This is a genomic window from Paenibacillus sp. LjRoot56 (genome assembly GCF_964253335.1).
Lineage (GTDB): Bacteria > Bacillota > Bacilli > Paenibacillales > NBRC-103111 > Paenibacillus_E > Paenibacillus_E allorhizoplanae.
Genome location: NZ_CAXURV020000001.1, coordinates 2,781,593 through 2,804,487 on the forward strand (window position 1 = coordinate 2,781,593; position 22,895 = coordinate 2,804,487).

17 protein-coding genes are annotated in these 22,895 nt (G+C 42.5%); 14 read left to right on the forward strand and 3 right to left on the reverse strand.

Translation table 11 applies throughout. The features are described from left to right. Window positions 1-25 precede the first annotated feature (25 nt). The 5 genes from ACSQ8O_RS12485 to ACSQ8O_RS12505 all read left to right on the forward strand — a co-directional run bounded on the left by ACSQ8O_RS12485 (window position 26) and on the right by ACSQ8O_RS12505 (window position 4,819). Window positions 26-1,444 (forward strand): PTS transporter subunit EIIC, encoded by a 1,419-nt coding sequence (locus ACSQ8O_RS12485; RefSeq protein ID WP_436242006.1) that lies wholly within the window; start codon window positions 26-28, stop codon window positions 1,442-1,444. Between the two features lie 39 nt (window positions 1,445-1,483). Then, window positions 1,484-2,317 (forward strand): PRD domain-containing protein, encoded by an 834-nt coding sequence (locus ACSQ8O_RS12490; protein WP_056616235.1) that lies wholly within the window; start codon window positions 1,484-1,486, stop codon window positions 2,315-2,317. Window positions 2,318-2,474: 157 nt separating this feature from the next. Beyond that, the gene (locus tag ACSQ8O_RS12495) at window positions 2,475-3,572 is read left to right on the forward strand and encodes a quinone-dependent dihydroorotate dehydrogenase (protein ID WP_236285799.1); all 1,098 of its coding nucleotides are present in this window, start codon (window positions 2,475-2,477) and stop codon (window positions 3,570-3,572) included. Window positions 3,573-3,598: 26 nt separating this feature from the next. After that, window positions 3,599-4,396 (forward strand): GTP pyrophosphokinase, encoded by a 798-nt coding sequence (locus ACSQ8O_RS12500; protein ID WP_056616229.1) that lies wholly within the window; start codon window positions 3,599-3,601, stop codon window positions 4,394-4,396. Between the two features lie 3 nt (window positions 4,397-4,399). Beyond that, window positions 4,400-4,819 carry a DUF309 domain-containing protein gene (locus ACSQ8O_RS12505; RefSeq protein WP_436241814.1) on the forward strand — a complete coding sequence of 140 codons (420 nt, stop codon included), beginning with the start codon at window positions 4,400-4,402 and terminating at the stop codon, window positions 4,817-4,819. 65 nt (window positions 4,820-4,884) lie between these two features. Here ACSQ8O_RS12505 and ACSQ8O_RS12510 read toward each other — a convergent pair whose 3' ends face one another. Continuing rightward, a complete protein-coding gene (locus ACSQ8O_RS12510) occupies window positions 4,885-5,394 on the reverse strand; it encodes a thioredoxin family protein (protein ID WP_436241815.1) in 510 nt (169 codons plus the stop codon). Window positions 5,395-5,577: 183 nt separating this feature from the next. On the opposite strand from ACSQ8O_RS12510, the gene ACSQ8O_RS12515 reads away from it, so the two are divergent. The 7 genes from ACSQ8O_RS12515 (at window position 5,578) to ACSQ8O_RS12545 (ending at window position 20,256) form a co-directional block, all read left to right on the forward strand. Further along, window positions 5,578-7,152 carry an RsmB/NOP family class I SAM-dependent RNA methyltransferase gene (locus ACSQ8O_RS12515; protein ID WP_436241816.1) on the forward strand — a complete coding sequence of 525 codons (1,575 nt, stop codon included), beginning with the start codon at window positions 5,578-5,580 and terminating at the stop codon, window positions 7,150-7,152. A 6-nt stretch (window positions 7,153-7,158) separates the two neighbouring features. Next, window positions 7,159-7,911: a pseudouridine synthase gene (locus tag ACSQ8O_RS12520; protein WP_436241817.1), complete on the forward strand. Its 753-nt coding sequence runs from the start codon at window positions 7,159-7,161 to the stop codon at window positions 7,909-7,911. A 202-nt stretch (window positions 7,912-8,113) separates the two neighbouring features. Beyond that, window positions 8,114-9,322 carry an S-layer homology domain-containing protein gene (locus ACSQ8O_RS12525; protein ID WP_436241818.1) on the forward strand — a complete coding sequence of 403 codons (1,209 nt, stop codon included), beginning with the start codon at window positions 8,114-8,116 and terminating at the stop codon, window positions 9,320-9,322. A gap of 61 nt (window positions 9,323-9,383) precedes the next feature. Then, complete coding sequence (locus tag ACSQ8O_RS12530) at window positions 9,384-15,980, forward strand: PKD domain-containing protein (protein WP_436241820.1); 6,597 nt, start codon at window positions 9,384-9,386, stop codon at window positions 15,978-15,980. Window positions 15,981-16,086: 106 nt separating this feature from the next. Further along, the gene (locus tag ACSQ8O_RS12535) at window positions 16,087-16,887 is read left to right on the forward strand and encodes a Cof-type HAD-IIB family hydrolase (protein WP_056616201.1); all 801 of its coding nucleotides are present in this window, start codon (window positions 16,087-16,089) and stop codon (window positions 16,885-16,887) included. A 115-nt stretch (window positions 16,888-17,002) separates the two neighbouring features. Then, a complete protein-coding gene (locus tag ACSQ8O_RS12540) occupies window positions 17,003-18,814 on the forward strand; it encodes a hypothetical protein (RefSeq protein ID WP_436241822.1) in 1,812 nt (603 codons plus the stop codon). Beyond that, on the forward strand, window positions 18,811-20,256 hold the full coding sequence (locus tag ACSQ8O_RS12545) for a glycosyltransferase (RefSeq protein WP_436241823.1): 1,446 nt from the start codon (window positions 18,811-18,813) through the stop codon (window positions 20,254-20,256). The genes ACSQ8O_RS12540 and ACSQ8O_RS12545 overlap by 4 nt, the downstream gene beginning before the upstream one ends. A 57-nt stretch (window positions 20,257-20,313) precedes the next feature. On the opposite strand, the gene ACSQ8O_RS12550 is transcribed toward ACSQ8O_RS12545, so the two are convergent. Further along, window positions 20,314-20,397: a YjcZ family sporulation protein gene (locus tag ACSQ8O_RS12550; protein WP_420794167.1), complete on the reverse strand. Its 84-nt coding sequence runs from the start codon at window positions 20,395-20,397 to the stop codon at window positions 20,314-20,316. A gap of 154 nt (window positions 20,398-20,551) precedes the next feature. Here ACSQ8O_RS12550 and ACSQ8O_RS12555 point away from each other — a divergent pair, with 154 nt between their 5' ends. Beyond that, the gene (locus ACSQ8O_RS12555; protein ID WP_056616191.1) at window positions 20,552-21,637 is read left to right on the forward strand and encodes a hypothetical protein; all 1,086 of its coding nucleotides are present in this window, start codon (window positions 20,552-20,554) and stop codon (window positions 21,635-21,637) included. 72 nt (window positions 21,638-21,709) lie between these two features. Here ACSQ8O_RS12555 and ACSQ8O_RS12560 read toward each other — a convergent pair whose 3' ends face one another. Continuing rightward, window positions 21,710-22,339: a nitroreductase family protein gene (locus ACSQ8O_RS12560; protein ID WP_436241824.1), complete on the reverse strand. Its 630-nt coding sequence runs from the start codon at window positions 22,337-22,339 to the stop codon at window positions 21,710-21,712. 211 nt (window positions 22,340-22,550) lie between these two features. On the opposite strand from ACSQ8O_RS12560, the gene ACSQ8O_RS12565 reads away from it, so the two are divergent. Continuing rightward, the gene (locus ACSQ8O_RS12565; RefSeq protein WP_056616186.1) at window positions 22,551-22,832 is read left to right on the forward strand and encodes a hypothetical protein; all 282 of its coding nucleotides are present in this window, start codon (window positions 22,551-22,553) and stop codon (window positions 22,830-22,832) included. The last annotated feature ends 63 nt before the right edge of the window (window positions 22,833-22,895 follow it).

Below are 22,895 nucleotides of genomic sequence, written 5' to 3' on the forward strand. Positions count from 1 at the left end.
GCTATAGGTGAATCTGATGAGTGTAATGTATGCATTTCAGAAGATGGGGAGATCGCTGATGATCCCTATTGCGGTGCTGCCGGCAGCATCCATTCTTCTTCGAATTGGTAAAATGTCTTTTAATAATCCTTTCCTAGTGCATGTGGCTCAAATTTTCGAGCTAGGTGGAAGCGCAATTTTTGATAATTTGCCTCTTATTTTCGCAATTGGAATTGCGATTGGATTAACGTCTGGAGAGGGCATTGCTGCTTTAGCGGCTGCGGTAGGGTATTTGGTCTTTGATAACGTACTTAAGCATTTTCAAATGGTTTCAGGCAGCTCTGAGCCACTGGATACTGGCGTGCTCGGTGGGATGATGGTGGGGATGCTTTCTGCTACATTCTTCAATCGATTTAGTCATATTCAATTGCCAAAGTCGCTTGGATTCTTCGGCGGAAAACGGTTTGTTCCACTCGTGACATCCCTAGTTATGGTTTTCCTGGGTGTAGCAGTTGGGCTCATCTGGCCTCCCGTACAGCGAGGGATAAGTGAAATAGGATTATGGATTGTAGATAACGGAAATATTGGGGTTTTCATTTACGGCATCATGAATCGCTTACTCATTCCTACAGGTCTGCATCATGTCATTAATAATATCGCTTGGTTTCAAATAGGGGATTTCGTTACACCAGCAGGCAAAATGGTACATGGGGATATTTCACGCTTTTTCGCAGGGGATCCTACAGCAGGCATGTTTATGACAGGTTTTTATCCCGTTATTATGTTTGGCTTACCAGCAGCCGCGCTTGCTGTTGTGAGAAGCGCTTCTTCATCTACAAGGAAATTTGTAGCTCCTGTCATGTTAACTGCTGCACTGACAAGTTTCCTAACAGGCATTACAGAGCCAATCGAATTTGCGTTTATGTTCGTAGCCCCTGGTCTTTATGTGATTCATGCAGTTCTTACAGGTTTCTCAATGCTCATTATGAATATGCTTCAAGTGAAAATGGGTTTTGGTTTCTCTGCAGGCTTTATTGATTTCGTGTTGAACTGGCACTTGGCGACGAATCCATATTGGATATTACTCATTGGAGCCGTGTACTTCATTTTATATTTTATAACCTTTCGAGCTTATCTCCATTTCTTTCCGATGAAAGTTACAAGTAAGGATGACGCCCAGCAATATGATGAGGTAGAAGCCGCTGATGAGAAACCGTCTCTGCTAGATCGCCCAACACGTATTCTCAATCATATTGGCGGAGCTTCTAACATTATCTCCATTGATGCTTGTATTACACGACTGCGCCTTCTCGTTAAAGAAGAGGTGCTTGTAAAAGACAACGAGCTTAAGGAATTAGGTGCCATCGGTGTCATTCGGTTAGGAAAAGGCAACGTTCACGTTGTTTTTGGGACAGAATCAGAACAAATTCGTGAAAGCATTAAACCTTTGCTAGGTACAAAATGAGAAATAATCAGGACAAGCCTAAGAACGCGGAGGTGTCTTATGATTGATCGGACGATCATACATGTTCTATCCCATAACGTGGTGATGGCGCATTTAAGCTCAGGGAAAAATTCCATTGCATTTGGTAAGGGGATTGGATTTAAGAAAACACCAGGTATGATGATTGGTGAAGGTGAAATTACACAAGAGTTCCTTTTACATACATCAGAAGTACTGAAAAACTATGAACAAATTCTAAATGCCGTCGATGTGAAAATCATCGGGATCACCGAAGAGGTGATTGCTTACGCACAAAGCATGCTGGAAGGCGATTTCTCTGAAACGATCCATGCATCACTCGTAGATCATATTAACTTTGCGGTGGAGCGGCAGAAGCGTGGAATTTTCATAACGAATCCATTTGCCTATGAAATTGGATACATGTACCCTGAGGAATATAAGGTTGCTAAGAAAGCTGTTGAATTCTTGAATGAACATCTAGATGTGAAACTACCTGAGGATGAGGTTGCTTTCTTGACGATGCATTTCAACAGTGCGCGTAAGAAAGAGCAAGCATCTGATTCTCTTGCGGTTGTCAGAGTGGTCTCTCAAACGATCGAATCTGCAAAGGAACTTGGCTTTAATTTCGATGATTCGTTCTCCACACTTCGTTTTATCTCCCATTTAAAAGGTGTCATTGAACGGGTTAAATCAAAGAAAACTCTTCAAAACTCACTCCTTTCCAAAATTAAAGAAGAATACGGCGACACATACGTGAAGGCAAAGGTTTTATCGTTAATGTTAAGTGATTCACTTCAATTAGAAGTGCCTGACGATGAGACTGGATACTTAACGATGCATTTGGAGCGCTTGCTGCAACGTACAGAGGTTTAGGTGGAAATAAATATGTTAGAGCATTCCCTTGCAACCTTTGTGGAGCAGGGATTTTTTGTGTGAATACAAGGTTTAAGGTCTTAAGTGGATTGCATATTTCTACATTGTCAGCTAAACTGACTGTTAGAGTACTTAGAGAGAACGGAGTGCATAGGACATGCTGTATAAGAAATTAGCCAAACCTGTTTTGTTCCGAATGGATCCGGAAAAAGCGCATCATTTAACGATTGACGGTCTTAGTGTTGTTGGAAATTTACCAGGGGGCAAGCAGTTGCTTAAATCCATGTATGGGGTCCCGGAATCACCACAACTAACACAGGACCTATGGGGATTACACTTCGGTAACCCAGTCGGCCTTGCTGCAGGGCTAGATAAAAATGCAAAAGCGGTCAAAGGATTTTCACAATTGGGTTTTGGATTTATGGAAGTTGGTACGATTACACCCAAACCACAACCTGGAAATGAGCAGCCTCGTTTGTTCCGTCTTCCAGAAGATAGAGCACTCATTAACCGGATGGGTTTCAACAATGTTGGTACAGCTGAGATGGCACACAACCTAGAGAAAACGGGGAAACGTGTGATACCAGTAGCCGTAAACATAGGGAAAAATAAATCAACGCCAAACGAGCAGGCCGAAGAGGATTATCGTGCTTGCATTGGAGCGTTATATACATATGGAGATTTCTTTGTTGTTAACATAAGCTCACCAAACACACCTGATTTGCGTAATTTACAACATGGCGATGATTTGAAACGCTTGTTGTCTACGGTGCGGGATGAAATGCAAGTGCAGCATAAGAAGCATGGTGGCGCGGCGAAACCGGTACTTGTCAAAATAGCGCCAGATCTAACGGATGATGAGCTTGTGCTAACTGTACAGATCATTAAGGAAAGTGGCGTATCTGGGATCATCGCAACGAATACCACGCTAAGCAGAGAAGGATTACGACATGCTAATCGCGAGCAAGCGGGCGGTTTAAGTGGATTGCCATTAACGAAGCGCTCAACAGATGTTATTCGACGTGTGTATCAATTAACAGATGGTAAGCTCCCGATAATTGGGGCTGGTGGGATTTTCACTGCGCAAGATGCGTATGACAAAATCCGAGCTGGAGCAAGTCTTATTGAAGTATACACCGCATTAATTTATGAGGGACCAGGTCTACTTGGGCGTATAAATAAAGGGCTTCAAGAACTGTTAAAGAAAGATGGTTTCACACATATTTCCCAGGCAATAGGCGTAGATTCGCACTAACTTCATTCAGAATGGAGGATACATGGATGGATGGACGAGACTGGAAGAAATTTCTACTGCCCTATGAACAAGCGGTAGAGGAATTGAAAGTAAAGTTCAAAACATTACGTGGCGAACTCAAAAGTCGTGAAGAGTACGCACCGATCGAATTTGTAACGGGACGCGTTAAGAAAATTTCAAGTGTGCTGGAGAAAGCGAAGCGTTTGAGTGTGCCGATGGACCAGCTAGAATCAGGAATTGAAGATATTGCGGGCATTCGTATTATGTGCCAATTCGTAGAAGATACGGAAAGTCTAGCTGAGCTTATCCGCAGCAGACAAGATATGAGTGTTGTCTATGAGAAGGATTATATTACGAATAAAAAGCCAAGCGGATATCGCAGTTTTCATATTATTATTGAGTATCCCGTGCAAACCGCACTTGGTATGAAGAAAATTTTGGCAGAGGTGCAAATCAGAACTTTAGCCATGAATTTCTGGGCGACGATTGAGCATTCTTTGAATTATAAATATAAAGAGCAATTGCCAGTTGAGGTTCGGGCACGTTTAAGTAAAGCTGCAGAAGCTGCCTATCAGTTGGATCAAGAAATGTCGAGTATCCGAGGAGAAATTGTTGCCTCCCAAAGGATGTTTGAAGATAATTCTAATTTAATCAATCGTGTGCTGAATAATATTCAAGAGCTGTATTTCTACCATCGCGTACGAGAAGCTGCTCAGTTCCAATTGCGGTTCAATGAGATTTGGGAAACCGAAGAAGGACTAAGTGATTTATCTGCCGATATCGAGGCTGCCATCTCGCGAGCCAAAAAAGGAGATAATAGCTAACCCATGAGCGAATATGACCGATTGTATGTCGCTTTTCTGTACTATTTTAATGATCAGCGGGATTATTTCGAATGTCATGAAGTGATGGAGGAGCTTTGGCTGGAAGAAGGCCGAAATCCGCTATATCAAGGTCTGCTGCAAATTGCAGTAGGCCTTTATCATCATTTGAACGGAAATCCTAGCGGTTCCATTAAACTGTTTAGTGCGGGGTTAGACAAGCTGGCACCTTATCCTGCTGATACGCTAGGGATTGATCTAGGATTATTAGTGAAGGATAGTGAGGTTTATCTGGAGAAGCTGTTGAGATTGAAAGAGGAGCCGTTTCTTCCCTATGATTTGGATATTAGGATTCTGGATCAAGAGCTGGAGGATCTTCTGGATGATTTGAGGTTGGATCCACCAGTAGGTAGTGATCATGATTAAAATGAGAAAGGACTTCTCACCAACGGGTGAAGAAGTCCTTTTGTAGGTTTCGATATTTAATGGCATTAACCTTTATGCTTCTGGAAGAAGGATTTGAATACTTCAGGCGTATTGCCGACTGTGGATCCAGCCTCAGGAACCCCGCCAACAATGCGATCTACTTCTACACCATTTTTGTAATAAACTAAGGTAGGTGTGGATTCAATCTTGTACTTGTTCCATCCATCTTTGAACTCTTCCAAATTGAATTGCTTAACATCAAGATTAAGCTCTTTCTGTATTGGCACTAGAACTGGTGTTGTCACTTTGCAATGAGGGCAAGTTGACGCATAATAGTACTGGAAGAATGTCTCTTTGTTCTTCAATCTTGCATCTAAATCTGCAGGTAAAATCAAGTTCTGGTAGTTCGGATCGTTTAACTGTTTCACAGTCTCCGGATTGAGCTTGGATGCGGCAACACCATAGGGATTACCAGCATTCGCTTTATCCGAAGATTTGGTAGATTGCTGATTAACGAAGTATAAACCACCGAATAAAATAACAACTATGCCTAAATAAATAAGCAACTTCTTCATGTATGCACCTCTTTAGAATGTGTACTTTCTACTATCTTCTATAAAAAGTATAGCATATCCTGTAGGATTTCGTAAAAATATTGGCTGTTTCGTGACAACTCAGCTATAATACCGTTACACTGTACCATGGAAACACAAATTGTCGAATCATATGGGATTTTATATAGAAAGTGAAGATGACGAATGGCGAAGCAGCTACCACCCCTTTTTAGGGAGAAAATGATTGATTTACTGGGTAATGAGGAGTTTGAGCAGTTTTATGCTTCCTATGAGGAACCACGAGTATTCGGATTAAGGGTAAATACGGGGAAGGTGGCACGTGCTGAATTTTTGGAGAAGAGTCCATTTCATTTGACGCCTATACCTTGGGTTACGGATGGTTTTTATTATCAAGAAGGGGAACGGCCAGGTAAGCATCCGTATTACCATGCTGGACTTTACTATATCCAAGAGCCAAGTGCGATGGCACCCGTAGAACTGCTAGAGGTAAACCCAGGGGAGCGGGTTCTGGATTTGTGCGCAGCCCCAGGTGGGAAATCGACGCAAATCGCCGCGAAGCTGCAAGGTGAAGGCGTGTTAGTTGTTAACGATATTCATTCAGATCGGGTCAAAGCTTTGGTGAAAAATTTAGAGCTGCTCGGCGTGCGAAATGCCGTTGTTTTGAATGAAAAGCCGGAGCGGATGTTGACTGCTTTCCAAGGTTATTTTGATAAAATTTTGATTGATGCGCCCTGTTCAGGTGAAGGGATGTTCCGCAAGGAAGAAGAAATGATGGGACAATGGGAGCGTCACTCCGTACAGGAATTTGCTGCGATGCAGAGAGAACTTTTGGCGCAAGCTGCTGTCATGTTGGCGCCTGGAGGCAGGATCGTGTACTCGACCTGCACGTTCTCACCGGAGGAGAATGAGGCGCAGATTGCGGAGTTTCTGGACAAACATCCTGCGTTTGATGTCGTGCCTATTGAGGGATTCAGTCCAGGGCGGCCGGATTGGTTAAGAGAACCGTGGTGTGAGGCTGATGGATATAGTTCAAGGGCAAAGGATGCTGTGGCAGGGACGGCGAGGTTGTGGCCGCATAAGTTGCGGGGTGAGGGGCATTTTTTGGCGGTTTTGGGGTGTGTAGGTGGGGGAAGTGCGGGGGAAAGTGTGAGTGCAAGTGCGAGGGGAAGTGCGGGTGCTGGGGCAGGAGTAGATCCAGGAGCTGATCCAAGTTCGGGGGCTGCCGACTTTGTTTCGGCAGCTGGGAAGCGTAGCGGCCGTCAGGCGCTACGTGGGAAGGGCCGTGCTGAGGCACCGCCTAGCACGGGGGTGAGCTTGGAGCCGCTGGAGGCGTTCTCCGGTGAGCTGCTGCGCAGCGAGCCTTTCGCCCTGAGGCGGCTTGTCTGTTACGGCGAGCACGCGTATGCGTCGCCGTTGGGCTTGCCCGAGCTGCACGGACTGAAAGTCGTGCGGCCGGGTTGGTATATCGGCGCGTTGCACCGCGGCCGATTTGAACCGTCCCATGCGCTAGCCATGGGACTGCGTTTGCGCGAGGCCAAGCGAGCGCTGAGCTTGGCTTCGAGCGACGAGCGAGCCCTTCGGTACCTGAAGGGCGAGACGCTCGAAGTCGCGGAGAGCGAGATACTTCGCGACCCGGAAGTGACCAAGGCAGCCAAAGGCTACTGCCTGGTCTGCATTGATGACCATCCCGTCGGCTGGGGCAAATGGCTCGACGGGATGCTGAAGAACGAATATCCGCCCGGCTGGAGGTGGACCTAAACGGTCATGAAACAAACACAACGACTCGATAAAATACTCGCCCATGTGGGCGTTGGCACCCGTTCTGAACTTAAGCGCCTCGCCAAAGAAGGCGCAATTTACGTCAACGGCGTGAAGGTCAAAGACAGTGGTATGCAAGTGAATCCCGAAAAGGACATCATTACCGTGAATGGAGAGGCCGTCACTTATCGTGAGTTTGTTTATCTTATGATGAACAAACCTCAAGGTGTGGTCTCGGCAACCGAAGATAATCGGGATCGCACAGTCGTGGATCTTTTGGACGAAGAATATGCTCCGTTCGAGGTGTTCCCAGTAGGCCGATTGGACAAGGATACTGAGGGCTTCCTTTTGCTCACAAACGATGGCAAACTCGCCCATAACCTGCTCTCCCCGCGCAAACATGTTCCGAAAACCTACTACGCCAAAGTTGAGTGGGAAGTTAACGAAGCAGATCGCGAAGCTTTTAGCCAAGGTGTAACCTTAGATGATGGCTATGAGACGTTGCCAGGTGATTTGAAGATTTTACAAACCGGCAATGAAGCCGCTGGAATCCCTTCCGAAATCGAGCTAACAATTATGGAAGGCAAGTTCCATCAAGTGAAACGAATGTTCCAAGCCGTTGGGAAGCAAGTGGTTTTTCTGAAAAGAATGTCAATGGGGCCGCTTGGATTAGATCCCGAGTTGGCTCTAGGTCAAGTCAGAGAATTAAGTGTAGAAGAGCTCTCTGCTTTACGAAATGCCAACGAGAATCAAAATTAACTATACAAAAATACTAAATTATGGTATTTTCTTGTTAGTAGAATTTATTTGTGCGGAAGAACCGCCTAGTTATTGCTGATTTTTAGCAATGCTAGGCGGTTTTGCTGTTTTTAGTGGAAGTATGTCGGAAATAGGTAGACATTTACAATTATGAAATGAGATACTACCAATAATTGGGTTATTACAGACAGGGGAGATCTATTTGAAAAAAACATTTATTCTACTTTCAACTGTATTTTTATTCACTGCTTGTCAATCCTCAACCTCAGCCGCTGATTCACGATTACCATCTTCGAGCCCGGTCACTGCGATAAAATTAAAGGACGTTTCTGATCACTGGGCAATGTCTGCAATAGAAGGCGCTGTGAAAAAAGGTTATGTTGACGGATATGAGGACTCCACATTTAAGCCTGAAAATAATGTTTCCCGTGCTGAGTTTGTGAAAATGGTTGTAACGGCGATAAAGGAGCCTGTAAAAAGTGTATCATCAGGGTCGGATTGGTCTTCCCCTTATGTAACAGCTGCTATAAACAAAGGTATTCTTAGAGAATCGGATTTCTCGATAGATAAGTTAAATGAACCGATTTCCCGGTTGGATATGTCGCGTATTTCACTGCGAGCTACTGATGTGACTTTACAGAACAAAGCGATTCAAATTGATAATGATTCAGTCATGTATAACTCTGCTAAAACGGGATTAATTCAAGGAATGGAAAAAGGGGCATTAGAGCCAAATAGCTCAACTACACGAGCTCAATCAGTAACAATAATTGAGCGTATTCTCAAAGTGAATCATGGCGGTACGCTAGAAATTGATAAGTACGCTGTTGGAAATGCTGAACTGGAATTGAAACACACTAATATATTTACGGTTATGCCTCATATTTTCGGAGGGGAACAGATTGAAAAATGGAATTCGGAAAATCTTACACTTGAAACTGGCGATGGACTTTACAAGGGGACGATGGATCAGATTGTTGCTATAGATCTGGAAGATCCTAATGATCCAAATCTAGGACTCCTAGGAGATATTAGTAAGCTCAAATGGCATAACGGTATGTCGGCATCAACTAGCAGATATGTAAAAGATGGATATATGAATAGCTTCGTACTTTATTTTAAGGGGCATGTAGACTACAACAAAGAACCATCCATCTATAAAGACAATCCTCAGCCCACTTACAGTCTATACGCCTTTAAAAATGGAGATCCCCAAGCAATGATAGATGGAGAACTAAATGCTCCTACCCATTTATTTATTGATAAATTTGGAGATGTACCCGCAATGATTATTTCAAAAGATAAGAGTGAAACGAAAGCCTACGCCGAGCTATCTATAAGTGCCCCAGCGATACCGCCCGCACCAAATTATAATAAACAGATATTCTATGGTTTAGTACCAAAAAAATAAACCTTTAGAAAAGAAAATGGTGGTAGAAATGCGCTTTAGAGTAAAGCATATAAGCATACTCATGTTAATAGTGCTTACAATTCAGACACTCCCAATTCAGTACCTTGACTTTATTTGGCCTTCAGCAAATGCAGAAGCGGCTGATGAAAAAAGGGACATGACATACAACGGAAACTCACAAGCTGGTTATCAAGCAGTATACAGCGATGCTAAAAGTATAAATACAAACCCTTTTTCTGTATCTGCACCTGTAGGAAAAGTTATTAAGGAAATAGCCTTTTATATGAATGTGAATGGGGAGAAACAAGTCGTAAAGAAAATTGATGATGCTGTAGGTCTATCTAGTTGGAGTACATCAGGGATAAGTTTCACGGGAGACGCTGTAGTTGTTGAGTCCATCGGCAATGATTCTGCACAAGGATATTTCGCATGGTATCGTTATGCTCCTGAAACTCCGGGTAAAACTCTTGATTGGTATCAAGATGGTGCTCTAGGCTGTGCCGATCACTCAGGGCGTGATTATAGTGAGAATGTTAATGGTTCTTTAATGCCAAGCAGTCCAAATTGTACCGGCGCTGGACTATCACTTACAGCTGATCGAATTAAAGGATACTTTGTAAAAGATACTTCAACTTCTATCTCTTCAAATATAGTAAACGCCTCAGATATTACCGCTGAAGCTGAGATTATTAATACTAGCGTTCCCGGTCCCGCTGGAGTGCCTGATGGTTTTACTGTTGCAAATAAAACTCATTATGTTGAAGCGAAAGGTATAACATCAGATAGTTTCGAGGTATTCTATACTCAAGATTTAGACTACAAATCAGACTTCGATAAGCAGCTGGGACTTCCTGGTGCCAAGGTCATGGTTTACTACGCTGCTTTCAAGGTAAATCTAAAATCCAAAACATACAAATACCCAGACCACATAAAAATCACTTATGAAACTGCAACTGGCCCACCTAATCTGGGCAACATTATCCTTGATGAAGAAGGGCAATGTATTGAAGCAAACAAAGCAACAAACTATCACTTCTCCTTTACAAATACAGGAGGTACCGATGTTTCAACATCCTTCAACGTAAAAGTCTTAATCGACGGCATAGTGCTCCAGACTTTTAACTACACAGGTATCAACGCAGGTGAGAAAAAGACTGGCACTTTCACCAAATCCTTCACATCAACTTCCCCCTACGGAATATCTATCCTCATTGATCCTATAACAGGTGAATCGAACACCACCGACAACACCAAATCCATTACAATTACTCCTCAAACTACCTGCTCCATATCCCCTTCAACAGAACTAATTACAGCCAATTTTAAAATCGAAAAACCCTCAATTGAATTCGGGAGTTACAACGGTGTTATAGCCGATGGCATTTCTGTTACTGGTGGCAATGGTTGTGGTATTCAACAGGTTGCCTATACGGTTTCACAGAATGGAAACTCAAAGGTTTATTCTAATTCCAGTGCTTTTTCATTCAATGTTGGGGGACTACCACCAGACCCAGGTTGGATGACAATTGGAACTGTCAGTGTGTCACTTAAAGTCACGTCCACGTGTGGTGGAGAAGCTAATGCAGTGCCAAAAACATTCCAAGTTGTTTCTCCAGCATCTTGCGTAGGATCTAATAACCCACCAGTGGTACATGTCGGCTGGTTCCATGCATACGACAGCGCAAGCCTTACGCCAGAAAGTATGTTTGCTGTAGATGAACGTGTTTGGCTCAGAGTCATTCAAAAGCCTGCAATCAATCCGGGAGATCACGACGAACCTTATGATCCTGACGGAGATCCATACTTTTTAACTTGGGATTTCCCAGGGAGCTCGAGTTCATGGGTACGACAACTGAAAACCGATTACGATTTATGGGATCACGAACCTAATGGATGGACGTACAATTTCAATGCAAATATTCTTGGTACCCACAGTATCAAGGTAACCGCAACGGACAAGTGCGGTAATCAGTCACAAACTTCGGCAACGATGAGCGTTGTGCCTCCGAACCCAGTCCCTATCATTACACTACCGCCAAAGGTAGTTGAAGGTAGAACGTATACGCCAGATATTAGCTGTACCCATAGTTACAGTCCGTATAAATCTAGGACAATATCAAATTGTGATTGGCGCGGAACTAAGCTGCCTATTTTTCCAGCTTTCGGTGATTACGACATTCAATTAGACGTAACAGATAGCGCTGGATTGCAGTCCCTTAACACAACGCATTCTACTTTGAGCGTCTTAGAAGACTTACCACCTGTCGCACGACTTGATTACAATGATATTGGGATACGAAATGTTTCCATGTCTTTTCAAGACAAGTCTTTTAGCCCAGATAGTGATCCAATTTCGGATCACACAGTTACTTTAGCTTGCGACAACAATAATAATGGATCTTTAGCAGATGAAACATTAATTTCTATTACCCCCGATGGTGGTGGGAATTTTACCTATACACCAACTCAGGTGGCAAAAAATTGTAATGTTCACATTCATCTAAAAGAAAGTCTCGGTCTAAAGAAATCAACAGATAAAGATTTTCCATTCGAAGTGGTCAACCAAATGCCCGAAGTTGATTTTTCAGCTTTCGGTGTTCAACCTGAACCCGCTAATATAACGACTGTTACACCAACGGCTAATACAATCGTTAATTCGGCAACTTGGACTGCCTCTTCTCCATCAAGCGTATCCGCACCAAAACTGTATAATTATAATGCAGGCGATAACTCAATCAGTACGAGAAATGTAACAAATTACGAGCCGTACAAATCAATTACTAGTTCCAATGTAATAACAAAATGGTTTAGCACATACAAAGGTTATTGTGGTGATTGTGGTAATACAGGTAAATTAGATGGTTATTATGCTGCTTTTAACAAAGAGAATAGAATTGCTAAGCATCTTTGGAAATCAGCGCAAAATGGCGATGCCATCTACTTCTATAACGAAGACAATCCTCAAATGCCCTATGGATCGACGTACAGTGCCGCGAACCAAATTAATAACAATGGCGGTTGGGGAGAGCCAGTAATACCAAAACTCAATTGGGCTAACAAGACGGAATTTAATTCGGATATGATATTTCAAAGACAAGGTGGATATAACTCATACTGGCAAAATAGTACTTATAATGAGATTGTAACCAGAATTTCTGACATCTTGAATTTTACGAAGAACGATACCAACCAATTGGTAGCTCCCGCATATACGGGTACCAAAACGTTAACATGTGGATCTGCGTGGTCTGATTCTCCTATTTGTCCACCACCAGAACCAACTACATATCCAACCATGTTTACCGGCCCGAATCCTAATATTACAAATGCGGGGGGGCTCATGGACTCGGTGGATTACTGGTATGATTGGGACGGTTATATTGTTCCTCGCGGAACCACTCAGTTTAGCTCACCTTTCAATAGGGACTCGAGTGGCAATGTCTACAAGAATAAGTGTGACTACGGAACTTATGACAATTACGCACATTCGTGTAGCCTAGTAAAGTATAACAGCGGTGGCGTTGTCATTTGGGAATATACGCCTACCCTAGCATCTTGGACATATAATCGGACAGGCATCAGCATAGATTACTTTTCCGATAATGAGTCTAGGATGGTTATTAAATACGGCGCCGTAAGAGTAGTTTTAAATGCAAATACGGGTGCTGTTGCGCTAGATCTAGTAGGTGGTGGGAATCCCGCCGATCCCCACAATAATTTAATTTACTACTTAGGAGTTTTTAATAATCGAATCGCTTATATCAAACAAACGGTAGAGAGCGGTTATTACACCACTATTGGTAAGAATGGTTTTTGGGATTTGATGTTTTACGATCTAGGAACTGGTCAAACGACGACGATAGAGCGAGTGAAAACATACGGCTATTTAGTTCAATATTGGCCAGATGATGGCGACATGACATATAGAAGTCCTGTGCCAAAAGCTACAATATCCTCAGACGGAAAATTGATTATAGCTAACGGTGAAACGAACATATTGGCCTACGATATGGCTACAGGTGTCAAAGAAGTGGATATACCAACAGGAATGGCTTTTACGAATTTCTCTGATTCAGGAAATGGAACTCAAACAAGTGGTGTAAAAAGCATTAATTTGACAGAGGATGGCACAATTAAAGTTGTGTATCAAGGAAATTCAGATTACGGAAGTAGTCAGAGTAGGTATGAATGGATATTATCTGTGAAAACAGATGTAAACAACACAACTGGAAATAGTAGTTACGGTTTTCTTTCTAACAATGATGCTAGTTTGTATAACGGCGATATCAGTATGAGAACCAAATTTAATTTTAATACGTATAGCGATAGCGTCACAGCAGGCATCGGATTTAGAGTACAAAATAATAAAAACATGTACAGAGTAGAAATGACACCGAATCTTATCAAGCTGACCAAAATTGTTAATGGTATTTCATCTACTATTATGAGCAAAACTTACAATTCCAAGCTTGGGGTATACACAGAGATCAAAGCCAAGGTAAGGGCTAATCACATTATTGTCTACGCAGCTGGAATTCCAATCATCGATGTTTATGACGATACATTCGCAGTTGCAGGATCTTATGGCCTTTACTCGGAATCCCCGTATGTAGAGCTTCAAGGTTTCAATGCTATGATTTACGAGAGTGGTGATACGGCGGTTGCCAATCAAGCCATTGTTAATATGCCAATTACGTATAGCACAAGTTATTTTGATCCTGAGAACGACCCTGCTATTCCTAATCTAGCAAAATGGAAATTTACGAATATGGAACCTTATAAATTTCTTAATGCCGGGGATGGCGCTTCCGATCCTATAGGAACTAACAGCTATAATGGCGTCGTTATCCAAACGCCAAGTCCAAGTATATCCAAGGTAGGTGTATTCAAGGTTGAATTCCAAGAACCCGACGACCCTGCGCCAGCTGGATTCAAATATCCATCACCTGTCTTTGCCATGTTTCAGAAAATGTCAGACCCTGCAACTCATTCAATCTTGGTTCACAGAAGGCCAATAGAACAATTCACGATTGCTGAGAATCCAGATCATACGATTCAATGGACAGAAACAGGTTACGACCCGGATCGATGGCTAAGCGCGGGCAACTATTCAACTGAAGTGACGGGGAAAAATTATCAGAGCACAAGAGGTATTTTTAATAACAGATACAGCTATACAACGCCAAGTGGCGTAACCCAATTAGGAAAGCTTACGCGTCCTACTGAAACAGGCCTCTATACCGTTAGAGCAGCAGTCGCTGATGAATACGGCGCATGGTCCGATTGGGTAGAACAAACAATCAATATTACGATTCCATTGCCAAATCAACCGCCTGCAGCCGTACTTACATTCCCAAATGGTACACAAACAAGTCCTAGTTATGTGAATACACGCCAACCTACAATTACATGGAATCAAACCGATCCGGATGCTGGAACAACCTTTGCTGCTTTTCAAGTAGTGCTAAAAGATGAGGTTGGAAATGTCGTCGTTGACAGTGGTATCAAACCACAAGGAACTTCTGCAACTACACAAGAATGGATAACAACACAATTACTAGCGCAAGGACAAAAGTACCAAGTTCAAGTAAGGGTTTTCGATGGAATTGCTTGGTCGGCATGGTCGAACATAGGGTGGCTTATTACAAACCGTCCACCAACTGCAACCATGTTGGATCCCAATGGCACACAAGCTTCGCCAACTAGATTTAGTAACTTGCGGCCAACGCTGAAATGGAATCAAGTAGACCCGGATCCAGGTACAACATTTACGTATTTTCAAGTTCAAATCACGAATGAAGCAAACGATACAATAATTGTAGATTCAGGTCAGTATTATCAAGGCACATCTTCAACTTCCGGTAGCTGGACAGTAAATGCCGATCTACCGGCTGGTCAAAAATTAAGAGTTCGTGTTAGGGTGTTTGACGGCGTTATCTGGTCAGACTATTCACCACAAACTTGGTTGTACATCAATAGACCCCCAGTAGCTGATTTCGATTGGAATCCTAAGCCGGTCTGGGAAGGGGATGAAGTGCGGAGCACCAATACTTCGACAGATCCTGATGGCGATGTGCTCTCTTACTTATGGACCCTTCAGGGGCCAGATGGGGTTACTAAGACTTTTACAAGTATTAATTTTACGCAAAAGTTCACTGAGCCTGGAAATTACCTAGTTACACTCACCGCTACGGATGGGTATCTTACTACAACGGTAGTCAAAATGATCACCGCGTTGCCTTTGACCATAAGATCTGTTGTGACTTACACGGACAATTGGTTGATTTTGCATAATCAGAAAGGGCACCAAACACAAGAAAATCCAAAACAATTTTATTCTGGTGAGATATTTGTTGTGAAAAGTCAGAGCGCAGCTACCTCGGTTGATGAGGTCATCGCATGGATTGATACGATTGGCTTGGATGGTCAGACTTTATATGCTTTTGAAAAGCTAACACCACAATTAAATGATAATACTAAGTTTAGTGGTGAATTATTTGATAACCAATTCCAATCGCTGACGGAGGGACTGCCTCGAGGCGCACAGACGATTCATTTTCAGATTAGGTACAGTAATGGTGTTGTGAAAAAGGAAGATATTCCTATCGAAATCATTGGGAATGCTCAACAATCGGTTGGTGTTCATCGGGTGCAATAACGAAGAGTAGATCTTGAGAAATCGTTGTTGTTATTGTAAAAACGGTGAACTGATTTTGCACCTATGGTACAATTAGTCGATAAGAAAAGAGCGAGGAGAGAATACCTTGAACTATCGATTAATTGCTCTAGATGTAGATGGGACACTGCTTAACGATCATCACGAATTAACGGATCAAACGATTGAAACTATACAGGAGATTCATGATCAAGGCTGCCATATTGTTCTTTGTACGGGGAGAGCGCCGGTAAGTACGTTGCCGATACTAGAGCAATTAGGCTTGGAAGGAACGATGATCACGCATAATGGAGCAGTAACCGTTCATGCCGATGAGCGAGGACAGTCGTTGGTGAATGAGTTTTCTTTTGAAATTAGCGAAATTGAAAGTATGTTGGCCTATGCTCGCCGTGAAGGGATTCACTTCGATGTGTGTACAGCATTTAATATGTATATCGAACGAGTCGGTGAATATGAGAAGATGATGTACCAGAAGTTTCTCATTAATCCTAAACTTGTTACTTCTGTTTCAGAGCTCGGGGTGCCGATCGTTAAATTTACGCTTTTTGCTCAACCGGATGTGTTGGATCGTGTTCAATTGGAGTGGGAGGAGCAGAAGCTCTATGGGAATTTGAGGATGATTCGCAGTGGAGATTTGTTCATTGATGTGATGAATCCGACGGCCAATAAGGGTAATGCATTGAAGGCCTTGGCAGCTACTTTAGAGATAGAAGCCCCAGAAATTATGGCGATTGGCAACTACTATAATGATCTGGAAATGATGAGTTTTGCTGGTTTGGGGATTGCCGTTGAGAATTCACCAAATGATGTGAAAGAGGCAGCTGATGCCGTGACGTCTTCCAATAATAATGAAGGTGTACATGAAGCCATACGAAAGTACTGTTTTTAAATAGAAATCGGTCAAAAACCTCGTTTTTTGAGGTTTTTTGTCGTTTAAGGGGTTTTTAGTGCATATTTCGTATGATAGAATGAGAGAAAGACTAATAGATGATGGTGGTGTGAGAATGAAGAAAAGACTTATTTCGAAGAAGAAGTTGATAGGGACGCTTGCCAGTACAGTTGCTTTAGCTGCTCCATTGGTACTAGCTCCTTCACAGTTCAGTTATGCTTACGATGAAGGAGAACTTCCATCAGTATCTCTAGACAAAATACATACGATTGTTTTACCTAAGAATGGCTCGAAATATATTGATTTCAATGCTTTATACGATGCAACTTATTTTAATGTTGATATTGATTTTGAAGATGAACAAAGTACGGAATGGCCTGTTTCAGGGGTATTTACATTAGAGAATGAAGATTATGAAGGTTACGAAGGTTACGAAGGTAATGATTGGATATATGAAATAAAGGCTAATAATGTGGGTACAGCTACTTTTACAGTTACTGGCGAAAGGTACATTGGAGAAGTAGAATATATCACGATTTCTGATACTTTTAAAGTCATTGTCGTTGAGAATTCTGAGGATTCGGACGATTATAATTTCGAAATAACTAATGCTATTGATTTATTGAAACAACCGAATGTTACTCAGGATCAAGTAATAGACTTACTTGAAAATATTAGCCCATTGTCTGTTCAGAACTCGGATCCGTTTGAGTACAATATTGTCAATACAGCTCCTGTTCAAGTTTATCCTAGCTCATCCTATTTTTCCGTAAAAGAAGGAGAGCAAATTTACTTAGGGGAGATTCAGGAGCGAGTTCATAATTATTTTCATGATAAAGATTATGATGATATATCTCTAGTTTCAATCGAGAGTAATGCGGATTTTAGTGTTTCCACGGATTCTGAAGGTGATCGTATATATGATTACACAATAACCCCTTTGAAATTTGGTGATCTAAATCTGGATGTTGTTGTGACGGATCACAAAGGAGGATTCACGAAGGGGCAAATTCCTATTCACCTTGAACAACAATATAAATCGAATAGTGTTCTCGCAAAGCATTTTAATTCACCAGAACTCAACTACCCCGTTCTATACTTATCGAATGATGCAGAGATTAATTTAACAGAAATTTTCTACGATGCAGAAACTAATTTATACGATTACAAATTATTTGTTGAATATACGTCGGGTAATACAGTCGAAACAGAGATTGACATTCCCAATAGTGCGTTTTCTTGGCAATCACTTATGAATTTGCAATATGGTGTAACAAAAATCAAGCAACTTCGTGCATATAATTCGCAGAATACTTTAGAGGAACCAATGGTTCTAAATGTTGATATTGAACGAACAGACAAGGATCCTTTTCCTCAATCTTTAAATTTATATCAATCAATTCAAGATGTTGGAGTGAGTAGTTATATTCTAGATTACAGAAGCTCGAAAGGATTTAATGACGAGTCAATTACAATAAATAATTCAGATATTCAAAATTATGCCCAGAGTAGGGTTACAGCTGCTGTATATCAAGATCACTATCTGAAGTTTGATGCTGGATATGGCTCAGTTGATTGGACAACGAAAATGAAGGTTTATGCGCATGATTCCAAACCTGAACGTTTGTATCTAGATGATTTTAACTTTAATTTGGTGTCTGCTGAGCAAACGAAGGATTATTATTCCAGACCAGCGATACATATCACTCGGTTATATCCGGATTATCAATCCTCTTGGGATATGTTCTATGGACATATCAATGAGTATGTGTCACTTAATACTCCGACTTACATAAATTTCGGATATGTATCTGGTGCTTTGACCGCACACTATGGTAGTGGGGCTACACAAGGAACTTCCGAGGTCATGAAAATAGATCCGTTCAATGGGGCGAGTGTATTCTACGTTCCTTTCAAAAAACAATGACGTCCGAAGTAAGCCACATCATCACCCTTATCCAATCCCATAAACCCCAAGAAGCCGAAGCCGAGCTCTTCCAAGCCATTCGCCAAAAACCCTTGGAGGCGCAGCTTTGGGTGATGCTCGGTGAAACGCTGCTCCTACAGCAACAAGCTGGGGCAGCGAAGCGGGTGTTCGACCGCGCTTGGCTGCTGGATCCACAAGCCAAGTGGGTGAATCACATCTATAAGGCGATGCAGGAGATGCCGCTTGGCGAGTCGCGCCACGACATCGAGGATCTCTTATATGTTCCCAAGGTCTCGGTGACCGCGGCAATTTTATCACATAATGAAGCTGCAAATATTGCGAAGTGTATCGTTGCCCTGCAAGGGGCAGTGGATGAAATCTTGCTTGTGGATTCGTCGACGGATGATACACGCAAGATAGCTATGCAGTATCCGAAGGTAAGGGTTGTCCCGATCGTGTGGAAAGATAACTTCGGCGCCGCGCGTAACATAGGTCTTCAACATGTGACGACAGATTGGGTTATCTGGATCGATGCTGATGAGGTTTTGATTCCGGAGGATGTCGGTGCCATTCGCGAGGTCGCGAGTTTGTACGACCATTCGAACATCATCCCAGCTCTGCATGTCTGGCATTTAAATCGAATAAACGGAACCGTTCAACATGATTTCTCGCAAGTGCGGATGTTTCCAGCACAACGGGGACTTCGGTACTATGGTCGTATCCATGAGCAAATTGCTACGGACAAAGGGGTCTATCAGTTCGATACGTATCGAAGAGCTGTTAAAATCCGACTAGATCATAACGGGTATGATCCAGCTGTTATTCAAAGCAAGGGAAAGCTAGAACGGAACCTTCGTTTGCTTAAGCTTATGATCGAAGAAGAGCCTGAGAATCCAGGTCACTGGTTATTTTACGGTCGGGAATCGCTGGGACTCGGGCTAGAAGAGCAAGCGGTAACATCCCTCTTTGAAGCCGAGCGCTTAGGTTTACAAACACCTTTATTCGGGCGGATGCCTGAGATCTACCGACTTCTCATACAAATCATGATGCAGCGCAAAAATTACGCAGAAGCGGAAGCCTATTGCCACAAAGCATTGGCGCATTCGCCTGATTTCCCTGATGCGCATTATTTGCTTGCGCAAGTGAGAATGAGACAAGCAGATGAACTGCTGCGGTTAGCAGAAACGAGTATGAAGCAGTCGTTGTCTAGTCTGCCTAACTACCGCGGGAGCGTTAGCGCTGATTATCACATTGGCGAGTGGAAGGCCGCAACGTCGCTTGGCGAGTTAGCCATGCGTTCGGGAAAGCTTGCGAGGGCAAAGCAGATTTTCTCCCGGCTCAAGGATAAACCAGGTGCAACAGAGATATTATCAGCTAAATTAAATGACATTGAAACAGAGCGGCAACGGCTTAATCAAGTCGACCAGCAACACCACAAATAAAGACGATCACCATGCCTCAGTGGGCTGATGATCGTCTTTTTGCTTTTAGCTTAATGATTAAATTACGAATGCGCTAGTGATGATAACAAGAAGGATAAAAAGTACTAGAATTGCAGCTGATGAAGTTCCTACTGCTGACATGGACATTCCCCCCTTTCGTGGTGAGTGTTATAAGATAAGATATGTAAGTGGGGGCTGAAGTGTATAGACGAATATCCTGATTACTCATATTTTGGTCGATAATGGGCATGCTACAGAAGAATGACACAAGATCTGTAGAGGAGGCGACGAAGTCGTGGCCGATATTATGCTAAGACCCGACCTGAAAACAGCAGGCGGCGAAGTCTGCGATATTATGTACAATGGGGAGTTTGTCGGTACGTTAACGCTAGTCTACAGGGAATCGGATCGTCTTAAAGGCGCGATTCATCTGGAGCAACAATCCATCACGATTGTGAATAAGCAAGCGGTCTATGATTTTGCTCAGTCCTATATTCAGGATGTGATTGATGCGCTTGGAATCGCCCAGTGCGAGGTTACGGTTAGTTATAGTGATTATGATTTTGTCATAGTGACGGAGCATGCTGTTGAGCCGTCAACGTATCAAGAGGATTATATTTCGAGTGTAGATCTCCTGCATGATGATGGGTTGGATTATTCATGGCTCAGGGAAGATATTAGCTTGGATGATCAGGAGTCGGAACTGTCTTCGGAACAGCTGGAAATGCTTGAGGAACGAAAGAAAGAACAGGGATATGAACTTGTCATTGTTAACGAAAACAGGAGTAGTGTCGAATATCACGTGTATGATAAGGACGCCGAGTTAATCGCGGAAGCCATCCTGCATATCTATGGTTCGGAAGTAATCGGGGATATTTCGTGGAAATTCGATCCGTTTGATGAAGAGATGGATATTGTCACTGAACTCATGGTGGCAGATTTCAATGAAGAGCAAACAGATTCGTTCGTGTTCCATATGATCTTTAATGGAGAGACCGTAGATACGGTGGAATTAACGCATATTGATATGCTGGATTTGGTGGATGACATTCAATCTGAAGATGATATATGGATACCAACAAGAGATGACTATTCCATCGTTTTGGTTAGAGATGATTTGGATACGTTATCTTATGAGATTTATCAACAATCCTATGGTGGATTACCGATCGGAACCGCAACGGTGGATATCAGCTCACGGCAACTAACAGGATTTATTGATTTTCGTGAGCCCGGAGATTCGGATGATCGAGAGTTAATTGCCACACTGCTGTTAGATGAGTTAGATAAAGAGAAAGAATACGAAACCTTCAATTTATCGATGCTTTACCGGAATAAGCTAATCGACGAAATTATGTTTGAAACCGAACAATTTCACTAATCCAAACGCGCAAAAAAGGCATGATCTCTCATCCTAACATGAGAGGCATGCCTTTTACTACATTAACTTATCTTAGAAAGAGTTAGAAACGGTGATTTGATCTAATGAAAAGCGACCAGCCGAACGTGCTGGAGTAGATGCCAATCCAACGCTGATCAACATAACAGGTACATAACGAGCAGGAACGTTAAAGGCTTCTACGAATTTACCAGCATCATAACCACCCATTGGGCAAGTGTCATAGCCAAGTGCTTTTGCTGCAAGCATCAAGTTCATTGCTGCCAAAGAACCGTTACGAATCGCTTCATCGCGAGCAACTTGCGGATATTGGTAAGCACCTTCGATTTGAGCAACTAGCGTATCCATCACAACTTGTGGAAGGAACCCGCCAGCAACAGCTGGACCGAAAACAGCTTGCGCATTTTTGTTAGCTTCAAGATCACCAAGAACGGCGATAACTACGGAGCTTTCAACGATTTGCTTTTGACCGTAAGCGATTGGAAGCAATTTCTCTTTCTGTGCTTGGTCGTCGATAACAAGAAGTTTCCAATGTTGAAGGTTCCAAGATGATGGAGCCAAGGAAGCGGAAGTTAGAATTTGTTCAAGATCTTCTTTAGGTATTGTGTGTCCAACTTGGTATTGCTTTACGGAATGACGGTCTTCGATTACTTTCAAAACTTCATTTTGTACTTGTGTGCTCATTACGGATCCCTCCAAGGATAGTATAAGTTCTATATAGTGTTGTTCAACCATCGAAAATCATGCCTGTAAGTCGTTGGTAATCGATCGAGGAACTGTAAACAACTTTGTAACAATTTACTGTAATCATAAATGTTATAGTTGTGATTGTCAAGAGAGTCTTTCCCGTTGTCGTAAAATGTTGGATAATGGAAAAAGAAAGGGGTTGTTCCTCTTGAAATTAACGCAAAAAGAGTTGAATCACCTTGTTTTTTTGAGTGAGGTCGTATTGACGGGGAAAAAGAAGAGCCTTATGGACGAAACCCTGCAATGCTTGCTTTATATTGTGAAATCACTTGAAGAAGTGGAACTTCCTGATTCTGTTGCCCGCCAGATTGAGCAGCTGACTGCTTTAATTGAAGCAGACTTGCGTGATGAGAATGTACGCATGCAAGAGATCCGCGGACACTTAGATTGGATGCAAAAGAAGGAGCGAAATTCTTCCATGCCATCCTAGTAGGGTGACATTCAGTCTATTTATGATATAATATAGAGTACTGTTTTTTTTGAATATATGAGG

Coding starts and splice junctions, on each gene's coding strand:
- ACSQ8O_RS12500 (WP_056616229.1), top strand. CDS start 3,599: ATGGATGGACGAGACTGGAAGAAATTTCTACTGCCCTATGAACAAGCG.
- ACSQ8O_RS12515 (WP_436241816.1), top strand. CDS start 5,578: ATGGCGAAGCAGCTACCACCCCTTTTTAGGGAGAAAATGATTGATTTA.
- ACSQ8O_RS12485 (WP_436242006.1), top strand. CDS start 26: ATGTATGCATTTCAGAAGATGGGGAGATCGCTGATGATCCCTATTGCG.
- ACSQ8O_RS12530 (WP_436241820.1), top strand. CDS start 9,384: ATGTTAATAGTGCTTACAATTCAGACACTCCCAATTCAGTACCTTGAC.
- ACSQ8O_RS12550 (WP_420794167.1), bottom strand. CDS start 20,397: ATGTCAGCAGTAGGAACTTCATCAGCTGCAATTCTAGTACTTTTTATC.
- ACSQ8O_RS12560 (WP_436241824.1), bottom strand. CDS start 22,339: ATGAGCACACAAGTACAAAATGAAGTTTTGAAAGTAATCGAAGACCGT.
- ACSQ8O_RS12545 (WP_436241823.1), top strand. CDS start 18,811: ATGACGTCCGAAGTAAGCCACATCATCACCCTTATCCAATCCCATAAA.
- ACSQ8O_RS12540 (WP_436241822.1), top strand. CDS start 17,003: ATGAAGAAAAGACTTATTTCGAAGAAGAAGTTGATAGGGACGCTTGCC.
- ACSQ8O_RS12490 (WP_056616235.1), top strand. CDS start 1,484: ATGATTGATCGGACGATCATACATGTTCTATCCCATAACGTGGTGATG.
- ACSQ8O_RS12495 (WP_236285799.1), top strand. CDS start 2,475: ATGCTGTATAAGAAATTAGCCAAACCTGTTTTGTTCCGAATGGATCCG.
- ACSQ8O_RS12510 (WP_436241815.1), bottom strand. CDS start 5,394: ATGAAGAAGTTGCTTATTTATTTAGGCATAGTTGTTATTTTATTCGGT.
- ACSQ8O_RS12505 (WP_436241814.1), top strand. CDS start 4,400: ATGAGCGAATATGACCGATTGTATGTCGCTTTTCTGTACTATTTTAAT.
- ACSQ8O_RS12520 (WP_436241817.1), top strand. CDS start 7,159: ATGAAACAAACACAACGACTCGATAAAATACTCGCCCATGTGGGCGTT.